The 12,501-nt window shown below is 71.3% G+C and carries 7 protein-coding genes; 2 read left to right on the top strand and 5 right to left on the bottom strand.

The window, feature by feature from the left end; genetic code table 11:
- Nucleotides 1-45 precede the first annotated feature (45 nt).
- The gene (locus tag OM076_RS33280; RefSeq protein ID WP_270044467.1) at nt 46-846 is read right to left on the bottom strand and encodes a substrate-binding domain-containing protein; all 801 of its coding nucleotides are present in this window, start codon (nt 844-846) and stop codon (nt 46-48) included.
- Complete coding sequence (locus tag OM076_RS33275; RefSeq protein ID WP_270044466.1) at nt 843-3,044, bottom strand: S8 family serine peptidase; 2,202 nt, start codon at nt 3,042-3,044, stop codon at nt 843-845. The genes OM076_RS33280 and OM076_RS33275 overlap by 4 nt, the downstream gene beginning before the upstream one ends.
- Nucleotides 3,045-3,262: 218 nt before the next feature.
- On the opposite strand from OM076_RS33275, the gene OM076_RS33270 reads away from it, so the two are divergent.
- The gene (locus tag OM076_RS33270; RefSeq protein ID WP_270044465.1) at nt 3,263-4,606 is read left to right on the top strand and encodes a GGDEF domain-containing protein; all 1,344 of its coding nucleotides are present in this window, start codon (nt 3,263-3,265) and stop codon (nt 4,604-4,606) included.
- A 24-nt stretch (nt 4,607-4,630) separates the two neighbouring features.
- On the opposite strand, the gene OM076_RS33265 is transcribed toward OM076_RS33270, so the two are convergent.
- Nucleotides 4,631-7,645, bottom strand: a complete 3,015-nt coding sequence (locus tag OM076_RS33265) for a DUF7948 domain-containing protein (RefSeq protein ID WP_270044464.1) — start codon at nt 7,643-7,645, stop codon at nt 4,631-4,633.
- A gap of 93 nt (nt 7,646-7,738) precedes the next feature.
- Complete coding sequence (locus OM076_RS46460) at nt 7,739-10,117, bottom strand: winged helix-turn-helix domain-containing protein (RefSeq protein ID WP_270044463.1); 2,379 nt, start codon at nt 10,115-10,117, stop codon at nt 7,739-7,741.
- Nucleotides 10,118-10,364: 247 nt separating this feature from the next.
- Between OM076_RS46460 and OM076_RS33255 the strand changes: the two genes are divergently transcribed.
- On the top strand, nt 10,365-11,381 hold the full coding sequence (locus OM076_RS33255; protein WP_270044462.1) for an extracellular catalytic domain type 1 short-chain-length polyhydroxyalkanoate depolymerase: 1,017 nt from the start codon (nt 10,365-10,367) through the stop codon (nt 11,379-11,381).
- Nucleotides 11,382-11,597: 216 nt separating this feature from the next.
- On the opposite strand, the gene OM076_RS33250 is transcribed toward OM076_RS33255, so the two are convergent.
- Entirely contained in the window at nt 11,598-12,467 is an 870-nt protein-coding gene (locus OM076_RS33250) for a helix-turn-helix transcriptional regulator (RefSeq protein ID WP_270044461.1), read from the bottom strand.
- Nucleotides 12,468-12,501 lie beyond the last annotated feature (34 nt).

Here is a 12,501-nt window from a genome sequence, read left to right as displayed (position 1 = left end):
AAAACTACAAGCTGTAGTACGCGATACGACGCACCGGGTACTGCACTATCGCGTGGGGATGTAACGGCTCGCGATCACCTGGCGGGCCTTCTTGCTGGTCGTTGCCCAGCGCAGGAAGCGGGCGAGCGCGCCGTGCGGTTGTCCGCGGGTGGCCAACCCGAGGGGGCGCCGCGCCGGATAGCTGCCGTCCTTGATCGTCGCGCGCGTGCAGCCGACGTTTTCGTAGTTGATGACGTGGACCGGCTTGGTGAGCGCGAGGTCGACGTAGCCGATGGCGCCCGGTGTCTGCTCGACGTAGTCGCGGACCTGTGCTGAGGTCAGCAGGGTCACCTGGTTCCAGGCGAAGGGTGTCCCGACGTCGACGAAGACCGATCGGAACACCTGGCCGGCGCCGGTGGCGAGGGTGCGGCCGACCGGCACGATCGCGTCGCTGCGCGGCGAGCCCGGGACTTGGCTCCAGTTCGTGATGCGTGCGGCGACGAGATCCTGCAGTTGCGCGCGGGTGAGGCTTGGGACCGGGTTGCCGCGGCTGGAGATCAGGCAGACGCCGCTGAGCGCCAGCGGGGTCAGCACGATGTCCGCCGGGTCGTCCGCGAGCGTGTTGCGTGAGACCAGGCCGGCGTCGGAGATGCCGCGTTCGGTGTCGGCGATCCCGGTGGTCGTGTTGCCGCCCGAGAGCGCAAATTGCGGCGGGTTGGGGACGGAATGACGGTAGAAGTAGGCGAGGTCGGCGACCAGGGCCTGCACGACCGGGTCGCCGCTCATGGTCAGCGTCGTCTGCCCGCGTGCCGGCGGCGCGCCGGCCAGGGTGGCGATGGCGACCAGCAGCGCGACCGCGCGGATCATGTGTGGACGCCGCCTCCGGTGCCGACGTCGCGCTTGCCCTTGCGCAGTTTCACGATCCGCCGGCTGGCGCTGGCGATCACTTTGCCGGCCGCGTCGAGCGCGTCAACCGTCGCGCGCGTCCCGCCGCGGCGGAGCTTGACCGTGAACGGGGAACGGCCCGGCTCGAGTTGCGCGACCGCACGTGAGTTCACTGAGACGCGGTAGCGGTTGACCGCGGCGGTGGAGCCCGAGACCGCCGTGCGGATCTTCGTCGTGCGGCCCTTGCGGGTGGCGGTCAGGATCTTGAGTTTCGGCGGCCGGGTGAGCTCGTTGCTGACCCCGCCGGTGGCGGCCAGCACGGTGCGCAGCGCGTCGACGTAGCCGGCGGCGACCGGCAGCTGCGACGGGTCGGCGTTCTGCATCAGCGCCGCGCGCAGGTCGACGGCGCTGATCTGCGGGTTGGCGCCGGCGACCAGGGCAGCGACGCCGGCGACCATCGGCGAGGCCATCGACGTGCCGCTCATGTCCACGTAGCTGCCGTCGTTGGCGGTGGAAAGGATCTGCGCGCCGGGCGCGGCGACCTGCACGGTGAGCCGCCCGAAGTTCGAGTAGTCGCTCATGCTGCGCCCGTCACTGGGGTCGGTGGACGCGACGGCGAGCAGGTTGCTCGCGGGGAGCGCCGCAGGGTACGCGGGCGCGGTGTCGATGTCGCGCCCAGCGTTGCCGGCGGCGGCGACGACGAGCACGTTCGCGGCCGCGGCGGCCTGCACGGCCTCGGCCACGCGCTCGTCGTTGGAGTCGCTGGTCAGCGACAGGTTGATCACGCGCGCGCCGTTGGCCGCTGCGTAGCGGATGCCCTCGGCGACCGAGCCGGTGGTGCCGGCGCCGCTGTTGTCGAAGATCTTGATGATCATCAGCTTCGCTTGCGGGGCGGCGCCGACGACGCCTCGACCGTTGAGCGCGGCGGCGATGATCCCCGCGACGTGCGTGCCGTGCCCGTACCCGTCCGACACGTCCTGACCGGGTTGTGTGGTGGACAGATCGACGCCGTGGACATCGTCGATGTAGCCGTTGTGGTCGTCGTCGATCCCGTTGCCCGGAACCTCGTCGAAGTTGGTCCAGATGTTCGGTGCGAGGTCGGGATGGTCCAGCCGGGCGCCGGAGTCGATGACGGCGACGGTCACGCCGGCGCCCTGGGACAGCTGCCACGCGCCCGGCAGGTTGATCACGCTATCCGGCGCGACTGCCCACTGCTCGTCCTGGAGCTCCTCCGCCTGGGCCGCGTGTGCCGTTGCCGCCGGCTTGGATGCCTTGGGCCAGTAGCGCGCGAGGTCGGACAGCCGGCTGATCCCGAGCCGCGCGGCAACGTCGCGTTTCATCGCGAAGGCGTTGCGATCCTCGGCCGGTGAGAGCCGCATCGGCGTCGCGCCGAGCTTCGCGAGAGCGCCCCGCAGCGAGGTGCCGCCCAGATAGCCGAGCAGCGACCCGGAGTAGCCCGGCCACACGTCGATCCGCTTGCGCCGGAACGCGGCGACGGTCTCGGGCCGCAGCCCGCCAATGGCGCGCACCTTGACGCGGAAGCCGGCGCCGCGCAGCGCCGCCGCGTACAGGTACGCGAGCGTCTCGTTCTCGTCGAAGGCCTGGAAGCCGATCACGATCTGACGGCCGCTACGCGTCCGGCGGGCGGGGCCTCCGAGCCCGTTGGCGTCCACGAACTCACCGCCGACCGCCTCCGGGAGGCGCCCGTCGATCACCTGCTGGTTGAGACCTCGAAGCTGCAATGTCGTCAGCAGCCGCGACGCGCCGTCGAAGGCCCTGCGCAATGCCGGACCGTACGTGCGCAGCACGGTGGAACGGACCACCGGCACGACGTGGTCGCGGCTAATCATGCGCTTGTCGTCGCGCAGCGGGAGGATGTCCGGACGCGACAGTTGCGGGTTGGACGTGAACACCGCAGCGACTTCCGCGACGCCGTCGTCCAGCGCCTGAACCCCGGCGTCGGCGACACGCAACCGCACGAAGGAGGCGCCCGACGGGTCGATCTTGTACACCCGCTTGAAGCCGGGGATGCAGTTGACATTGACCGGGCAGGACGACGGCGCGGCGAGCCTGACCTGCGGCGTCTGCGCCCGCGCCGACCCAGCCGGCAACAGCGCCGCCGCGAGGATCAACGGGACCGCGCGCCGGCCGATCTCGCCGCGGGTGGGAGACGTACCCATGGTCAGTGAGCCTGCCACGGTCAGGCATCGCTGCAATGGGGCCGACCAGTGTGCCGAAGTGGTGTGGGCACGCGCGTCTCCCTGCCGACGCCGCACTACGATCATTCGGCCCGCAATCGAAGGTCGGAGGGCGGATGGCAGTGCGCAGCGGTGTGGTGCCTCCCCGGGGCTCGAGAGAGCCCGATCCCCTGTCGTCTGGTCGACTCGTCTTGGCGGCAGTGGGTTTGGCGCTCGTCTACGCCGCGCTGTACAAGCTCGTCGACATCGAGACGTCGTTCGGCGACGGCACGACCGGCGTCGTCTTCTGGCCCGCGGCGGGCGTCACGGTCTCGGTGCTGATCCTGCGGCCGCGACGGGAATGGCCGGCGTACTGCGTGGCGATCTGCGCGGGCGACGGCGTGACGAGCCTGCTCAACGGCGCCAGCGTGTGGTCGTCGCTCGGGTCAGGCGTCGCCAACGGCTGCGAGCCGGTGCTGTCGGCCGTGCTCGTCCAGCGCTGGCTCGGCCGGGTCCCGGACCTCTCGCGCCGGCGCGATCTGCGGGTGTTCATCGTTGCCGCCGCGTGCATCGGCCCCGCGCTCGGGGCGGCAATCGGCGCGGGCTTCCCTTGGCTGATCGGCGAGACGCCGCTGTGGCCGCGGCTCGGGCGCTGGTACATCGGCGATGCGGTCGGCGTGCTGGTCGTCGCCCCGCTGATCATCAGCCTCGCCCGGCCGCCGGCCAAGCCCCTGTTCAAGCTGTCGGGCAGCTGGACCTTCGCCGTCCTCGCCATCGCTCTCGCCGTCGCGATGCCGTGGGGGTGGTCGGCCGAGCTCGGGCTCCCGTTCGCGCTGATCCCGGTGCTCGGGCTGATCGGCATGCATCTGGGCACGCGGGCGGCCGCCGCCTCCGTGTGCGTGGTCGGCGCGCTCGTCGAGACGCTGACGGCGGCCGGCAGCGGCCCGTTCGCGACCGACGGCGCGTTCAACGGGCTGCTCGTCGCCCAGACCTACCTCGCGACGTGCGCGGTCTCATCCTTGACCGCGGCGGCGCTGATGACCGGGCTCGTGAGCCGCGAGGATCTGGCGCTGCGCGACAGCCTCACCGGTCTCCCCAACCGGCGCCTGTTGATCGAGCGCCTCGCGCAGGCGCGTCAGCGGATGACCCGCTTCCACAACGGCATCGGCCTGATCTACGCCGACCTCGACGGCTTCAAGCAGGTCAACGACGTCCACGGCCACGCCGCCGGCGATCAGGTGCTGGTCACCACCGCTCAGCGCTTGAACGCCGTCGTTCGCGGCAACGACACCGTCGCGAGACTCGGAGGCGACGAGTTCGTCGTGCTGGTCGACGACCTCGCCGCCCACGGGGCGCTGCAACACCTGATGGACCGCATGATCAGCGCGATCGAGACACCGATCACGCTCGATGACGGTCCGGTCGTACGTGTCGGAGCGAGCCTCGGCAGCGCCGTCACCAACGACACCCACGAGAGCCCCGACGACTTCCTCGAACGCGCTGACCGCGCAATGTACGCGGTCAAGCGCGCCGGCCGTTCGAGCCGGCGCCCCTCACTCGCCTAGTGAAGATGTGGGCCGTGATCGTCCTCAGTTCTTCAGTTCGAACCTTCTCACCGCCGACCATGCTCCGCCGTCGTTGGCTCGCACCCGCCACCACAGCCTCCGCGTCGGCAGCGAGCTCGTCGCGAATTGGGACGTGCTGACGATCTGCTGGAGAGTGAGCGGCGCGGAGAAGCTGTCCGAGTCGTCGATCTGGATCGTGTAGCCGTTCGCGCCGCTGACGTCGCTCCAATCGAAGGTGATCGAGCTACCCGGCGAGAAGCGGGCGTCGGCCGCGGGCGAGAGCAGCGACGGCGCCGCCAGCGGTCCGGGGGGAGCGGGGCCGACGACGACCGTGCGAACGGCGGAGTAGTCGCCCCCGATGCCGTCGGAGTTGAACGCCCGCACGCGCCAGAACAGCGTGCCGTTGGGGAGCGAGTTGGTCGCGAGTTGGGAGGGCGTGGTCGTCGCCGCCCACACCAGCGGCTGACTGAAACTCGCCGAGTCGTCGACCTCGATCGTGTACCAGGCGGCGTTCGCCACGTCGCTCCAGTCGAACGTGAACGGCTGTGTCACGGAGGCGCCGCCGGCCGGGCTCGTCAGCGACGGCGCGCCCGGCACCGGGGGCGGAGGCGGCGGCGGGGCGTTCTGGATCGTGATCCGGCGGGTCTCTGACCAGGCGCCCGGCGTGCCCTCGGAGTTGACCGCGCGCACCCGCCAGAACCACGTGCCCTCGGGCAGCGCGCCGGTCGTCCACTGCGAGGCGGTGACGCTTGCGCTCGCGACGAGCGGGTTGCCGAACGCCGAGATCTCGTCGACCTGGATCGTGTAGCTCGCGGCGCCGCTCACTTCGCCCCAGTCGAAGGTGACGGGGTTCGCCGTGGTGGCCGCGTCGGCCGGGGTCGCGAGCGCCGGCGCGGCGGGCGCCGGCGCCGGCGGGGTGACCGGCGGTGCCGTGGCGTCCACATCCACCTTCGCCACGAACCCCTCGCCCCAGAAGATGTCGAGGTTCCCAGCGAACGTGCGGTCGAACGCGCCGGTCGTGGTCGGGAAGTCCGAGGAGAACGTGTGGCCGGCGAGGTAGATGTCGCCGGCCGGGTCCAGCGCGAGGTCGATGGCGCCCTCGTTGTTGGAGCCGCCGAGGAAGCTGGCGAAGTCGATCGCCGAGCCGGTGGCGTTCAGCCGCGCGACGTAGGCGTCGCTGCCGCCGCCCTTGAAGAACGGAGCGAACGCGTCCGGGGTGATCAGCGCGCCCGGGCCTTGACCGCCCGCGAGCCAGGCGTTGCCGTTCGCATCGGGCGCGACGGCGGCCGCAGTCGGCACGAAGGTCGAGTAGACGAGCCTCGAGCCGGCGGGATCCAGCTTCAGCGCGAAGCTCTCGCTGCCGTTGAACGTGCTGTCGAAGGCGCCCGGCGTGACCGGGAAGTCGGGCGAGAGCGTGCTGCCGGCGACGTAGGTGTTGCCCGCCGCGTCGACCGAGAAGTCGCTGGTGAAGTCGCTCTTGGAGCCACCGACGAACGTCGAGTACACGAGCCCGTTGCCGGCCGCGTTGAGCTTGGTCACGAAGCCGTCGAAGCGCTCGTCGAAAGCGCCGCCGTTCTGGGTCGTGTCGAAGACCCCGGGCGTTGTCGGGAAGCCCGTCGAGCGCGTCCCGCCGCCGACGATCGCGTTGCCGCCCGAGTCGACCTTGATGCCGGCGGGGAGCTCGTTGTCCTCGCCCCCGAGCAGGGTCGAATAGACGAGGGCGGAGCCGGTCGCGTTGAGCTTGGTGACGAAGGCGTCATACCCGCCGGCGGGCGTCCGGTCGAAGGCGCCGGCGGTCGTCGGGAAGTTGCTCGAGACGGTTTGGCCGGCCACGTAGGCGTTGCGCGCGCCGTCGATGGCGATCCCGAGCGCGTCGTCGAGCTGCGTGCCGCCGAGGAACGTGGAGTACACGAGCCCTGAGCCGGTCGGGTTGAGCTTGAGCAGGAACGCGTCGTACTGGTCGATCCCGCAGCGGGGGCAGGTGTCGACGTTGAAGGTGCGGTCGAAGGCGCCGCCCGTGGTCGGGAAGTTCGAGCCCTTCGTCTGGCCGGTCACGTAGGCGTTGCCGGAGCTGTCGACGGTGATCGCGCGACCCCAGTCGAAGTTCCCTCCCCCGATGAACGTCGAGTACACGGCGGCGGTGCCGGCCGGGTTCAGCTTGGTCACGAAGACGTCGAGGTTGTTGCTCGCCGAGCCGGTGCGGTCGAAGGCGCCGGCGGTCGTCGGGAAGTCCGGCGACTGCGTGAAGCCGGTGACGTACGCGTTGCCGGCGGCGTCGGTGGTGATGCCGAGCGGGGTGTCGTCGCTCGCGCCGCCGAGAAAGGTCGAGTAGGCGAGGTTCGGGTCGATGATCAGCTCGCGCGTCGAGTCGTAGCTGCCGATCGCGAAGCCGTAGCCGTCGCGGCCGGTGAGCGCGTAGCGGCTGTCCACGCGGCCGCTGTCCTGGTAGGCGACGGGCGGAGAGTCCGTCAGTGCGCCGAGCGGGGTGTCGATCCGCAGCGCCCCGTCGGTGGTCTGCGTCAGCCCGCTCGCGCCGCGGTAGGCGAGCCGGATCGCCCGCGGGTCCGCCCCCGGGTGGACGCGGAACTCGTACTTGAGCTCACCGTCGCTTCCGCGCAGCGCCATGTCGATGCCGGGCCAGAGGTCGCGATAGACCACCTGCTGGTAGCCGGGCACGTGTTGCTGGCGGCCGCCGCGGATGAAGTTCGCCGCGGCTTTGACGCGCTCGTCGCCGGTCAGCGCCGGGTTCGGGTTCGCGCCGACAAACCGCAGCGCGAGATTGACGCCCGCGCCCGACTGCTTGCGGAGCGTGAGCGCGATCTCGTCCGGCGTCAGGAAGAACGCATGGCTCGAGCCCTGGACGTGGAAGCGCACGCGCGGGTCCGTCTGGCCGCGATTCTCCAAGAACGTGAGCGGGAGGCTGCGTGTGGGCTTGGCCACCGCGCTCTGCTCGAGTTGCGGAGGCGGACTCGCCCCGCAGGCGACCGCGAAGGTCGCCAGCGCGAAGCCGAACGCGACCGACAGGACGTTGCGCAGCATTCCCCGCGACCTCCCTCTCAAGCTCTCAATGAGGCGTGCCTGAGGCTGTTACGCACGGCGGACACGGCGCGTTCAATGCGCGCCGCCGCCGTCTCATCGTCGTTCGAGCGAAGAGGGCGCGAGCAGCCCGAGGGCGCGTGCGCGCTCGACCGCCTCGGCGCGGCTGTGGACTCCGAGCTTGCCGTAGATGTGCTTGACGTGGGTCTTGGCGGTGCTCGCGGCCACGTAGAGCTCCTCGGCGATCTCGGGCACGGAGAGGTTGGTCGGCAGATAGCGCAGGAGGCGCGTCTCGCTCTCGCTGAGCGGCTCGAGCAGCGGCTCTGGCACGTCGAGCGGCGACGCCCGCAGCCGGCCGGACAGCAGGCTGCGGATCTCGCGGACCAGAGCGCTGTGGGTGGTGTGGTGGCGCGCATGGCGCGCGAGCAGCTCGGGCGCGGGGTGCAGCAGGAACGGCCAGAGCGCGCCGTCGGGCTCGGCGAGATCGAGCGCACGTTCCAGCGCGCGCCCGGTCGCGCCAGCGTCTCCGAGCGTCTCGCGCGCGAGCGCCTCCAGAATGAACGCCTCGACCAGCCAGGCCCGATAGACCACGGGAGCAGACCCGTCGATGACCGGCGCGAGCGCTTCTGTGGCCGCCTCCGCGTCGTCCTGCGCGAGCCGCAGCGCGGCGGTCGCCTTGCGCAGCTCCGGCCCCTCGCGAAGCTCTCCGTCGAGCTTCGCGAGCGCCCGTTCGACGCCGTCGGCGTCGCCGAGCCGCAGCATCGCCTGCAGCATGAGCCCGCGGGTCTGCCCGGCCATGGGATGCCGCGTGGCAAGGAGGTCGTCGAAGTGGACGGCCGCGGTGAGCGCGGTCAGCGCCTCATGGTCGCGCCCTCGGGCCAGCTCGAGCTGGCCCCGGGCGAGCCGCAGCCAGAGGCCGACCGCGGGCACGGCTTCCGCCCGGACCGTGCGCTGTGCGATGTCGAGCCACCGTTGCGCCTCGTCCAGATGCCCCTGCCACACGAAGAGCACGCCGCGCACGGTGTGGGCGATGCCGGCGATCGGCGCTTCGTCCCATCCGTGCTGATGGGCCTCGTCGATCGCCTGCGCGCATGTCTCGCGTGCGAGCATGAACGAGCGATACATCAGCGGCACCGCCGAGTACGCGAGGGCGCTCACCTTGACGTAGCACTGCCCGGTGCGGTGGGCCAGCTCGCGCGCCTGCTCGAGGTACGGCTCGGCGTCCGCGTACTGGCCTCTCCAGAGGTCGCCGATGCCGTGGCAGGACAGCGCCATCGCGCGAAGTTCGTCATTGAGCCGCGGCCCGGTGCTGTCGGGCGCCTCGATCGGGCCGAGGAGCCGCCCGGCCTCCGCGACGACCGCCGGGGGATCGCAGCGCCGGAGCGCGACCCAGAGGTGCAGGACGGCGACGCGCGCCTGAAGGCGCCTGCGCCGTTCGACCGGCAGCGACGCCGACCGGTCGGAGGCGCGCGCGAGCATCCGCTCGGCTTGCACGAGCGATCCGCCGAGCATCTCGTCGACCGCGAGGAACAGCGGCAGCTCGGCATCGGCGGCGATGACGTCGTCCGGAAATCGCGCCAGCAGCGCTTGCGCCGTCGCCCACTGCCCTCCCGTGCGCAGCGTGAGACAGTGGTCGCACAGCATTCGGCTCGCCATGGTCCAGTGCTCCGCGGCCTGGGCATGGCGGATCGCCTCGATCGGGAACTTGTGCCGCGCGAACCAGCTCGCGGCCGTGCCGTGGTGCTCGGCAACGAGCGCGGGCGCGGTGCGGCGCAGCTCGAGCTGCAACAGGTCGGCAAACAGCGCGTGGTAGCGGAACCAGCTGCGCTGCGCGTTCAGCGAGACGACGAAGGCGCCCTCCTGCTCGAGCTCCTGCAGGACGCGCTCGCCGCCCGAGTCTCCGGTCAGCCGATCGGCGAGCGGACCGTTGACGCGCTCCAAGATCGAGGTCCTGAGCAGCAGCTGCTTGACGTCCTCGGGCTGCCGCTCGAGGACCTCGGCCAGCAGGTACGCAGCGACTGTGCGCTCGCTGCCGCAGAACTCGGCCGCAAAGCGCTCGGGCTCGGGATGGCCGACCAGCGACAACGCGGCCAGCCGCAGTCCCGCGCACCAGCCTTCGGTGCGCTCGTAGAGCCGCACCAGCGCCCGCTCCGACAGCTGCACCCCGGCTCGGTCGAACAGCGTGCGCGCCTCGTCGAGCGAGAAGCGCAGATCGTCGGCCCGCACCTCCGTCAACGCGCCCTCGAGCCACAGGCGGTGCAGGCCGAGTGGGAGCTCCCCGCGGGTCGAGAGCACGAACCGCAGCTCTGGGGCGGCTCGCATCGCCAGCAGGGCGAGATCGCGCAGCGCCTCGAGCGAATGCAACTCGTGCAGGTCGTCGATCACGAGCCACAGGGGGGTTTCGATCGAGCCCAGGTCCTCGAGCAGGTGCTCGACGACCGCCCCGCCTCGCTGATCCACCAACGCAGCAGACACGTCTTCCCGCTCCCCGCAGGCGCCGACACCACGGTCACGCGGCCTGGCGCGAAGAGCGCGCCGCGGGGGATGATGGACGGTTCGGGCACGGGCAACGCGGCTTCCGGGGCTCTCGCCCGAACGTATCGGCCTTGGGACGGTGTTCACCGGACGGTTTCCGTGCCGGGCACTGACGGGCCGCGGCTCGGCGCAGTTCCCCCGATCAAGGGGATCCCGGCTCCCCTCGTGGCGGCCGACCGTTGGCCGCATGACACCTATCCCGTCACATGGAACCGAATGGAAGATCCTTGGACTCCTGCTTGCCGTGGCGCTGCTGGCGGCCGCCGCGCTGTGGCCAAGGACAGCAACCGCTGCCACCGGGACGCTCTCGAGCGGGGGCTACGGCGGCCCGGAGGGTGGCATCCACTACCAGCTGTATGTCCCGTCGACGTACACGCCGGCAACGCCCATGCCGCTGGTGGTCGCGCTGCACGGCTGCACGCAGACCGCGGATGGGTTCCGGCGGTTGACGCGATGGGATGCCCTGGCGGAGGCCAAGGGGTTCATCGTCCTATTCCCGCAGCAGGATGACGGCTCGAACCGGATGAAGTGCTGGAACTTCTTCCTGGATTCGAGCATGCACCGCGGGGCGGGCGAACCCGCGCGGATCGCGGCGGTGACCAGCCTGATCGAGAACACCTACGCGGTCGATCCGCGGCGGGTCTTCGTGGATGGGCTCTCGGCCGGGGGCGCGATGGCCTCGGTGATGGCTGCGACCTACCCCGACTACTACGCCGCGATCGGCGTCGGCTCGGGCTGCGAGTACGCGGCCACGGCGACGTGCGCGGGCTATAAGAGCGCCGATCCCGACCAGGCGGGCCGAGCCGCCTACCGCGAGATGGGCCCGCGTGCGCGCCCCGTCCCGCTGATCGCCTTCCAGGGCGACGACGACACCACGGTGCCGCCCGTCAACGGCGACCAGCTGCTGCAGCAGTGGCTGCTCACCGGCGACCTCGCCGACGACGGAGCCACGAACGGCTCCGTGGTGAGCCGTCCCGCGACGACGCAGTCGCACGTCTCCTCCGGCATCCGCTCCCACTCGGTCCGCACCTACGCGGACAAGACCGGCGCCGAGCTGGCGTCGTACTGGCTCGTCCACGGCATGGATCACGCCTGGTCGGGCGGCGACGGGTCACAGCCCTACGCCGACCCGGCGGGCCCGGACGCCACGGCGGCCATGTACGCGTTCTTCATGCGCCACCCGCTGCTCCGGCCTCGTGGATAGCCGGGTGTCGGAGCCGGTTCGCCGAAACGCGGGCCCGAAACAGCCTCGGCCCCGAGTTCGGGGCCGAGGTCCGGTGAGGAGTGGAGAAGGCGGGTGCATCGGGCTACGAAATCCCGGGCTTTCCAGGGAAGTTTGCAGAGGGCTGCTCCTCAGCTCGGGCTGCGGGTACACGGCGCCGATCTGCATGGCTTCCGAATCTTTCCGTTGCTGGCCGCGTCAGGCCGGTTCGGCGGCGTGCGAGGTGGTGGCGGCCCAGCTTCCGAGCAGGTTGAGCGCGTCGTGTGACGGGGTGCCGGGCTCGGCGCTGAGGGCGAGAAGAACGAGGCCGGGGTCGGCGGCGAGTTCGAGGATCTCGTAGGTCAGTTCGAGATCGCCGACGACCGGGTGGTGGTAGCGCTTGCTGCCAGTCTGGTGGGCGCGGACGTTGTGCGCGGCCCAGCGGGTGCGGAAGCCCTCGCTGCGGGTGGAGAGCTCGCCGACGAGGTCGGTGAGGTTGCGGTCGTGCGGGTCGCGGCCGGCCTCGGTGCGCAGCATGGCCACGGTGTCGTCGGCGACGCGGTCCCACTCGGCGAAGAAGCGCTCCGAGCGCGGGTCGAGAAAGACGAACCGGGCGTGGTTGGCGGGCTGGCCGGGCGCGAGGTCCATCTCGGAGTAGAGCGCGTAGCCGAGGCGGTTGGCGGCCAGGACGTCCCCGCGGCCGTTCTGCACCAGCGCGGGCGCGTGGGTCATCGCGTCGATGATGCGCTGCACGCTCGGCCGGACGCGCTGCGGGGCGCCGCGGCGGCGGCGCGTGGGCGCGGTCGGGCCGGTGGCGCGAGCGAGATCGAAGAGGTGCGTCCGTTCGGCGTCGTCGAGCCTGAGCCCACGGGCGAGGGCGTCGAGGACGCCTTCGGAGACGCCGCGCAGGTCGCCGCGTTCCATCTTGGTGTAGTAGTCGACGCTGACGCCGGCGAGCATCGCCGCCTCCTCGCGACGCAGGCCCGGCACGCGGCGGGTGCCGCCGAAGACCGGCAGCCCGGCCTGCTGCGGCGTGAGCTTCGCCCGGCGCGAGGTGAGGAACTCGCGGATCTCGTCCTTGGTGTCCACGACATCGAGCCTAGATCCGGATGGCCAGGAGTGG

The sequence above is a fragment of the Solirubrobacter ginsenosidimutans genome, assembly GCF_027587205.1.
The sequence above is the reverse complement of the archived record's forward strand: the minus strand, read 5'-3'. Positions and strand labels throughout refer to the sequence as shown.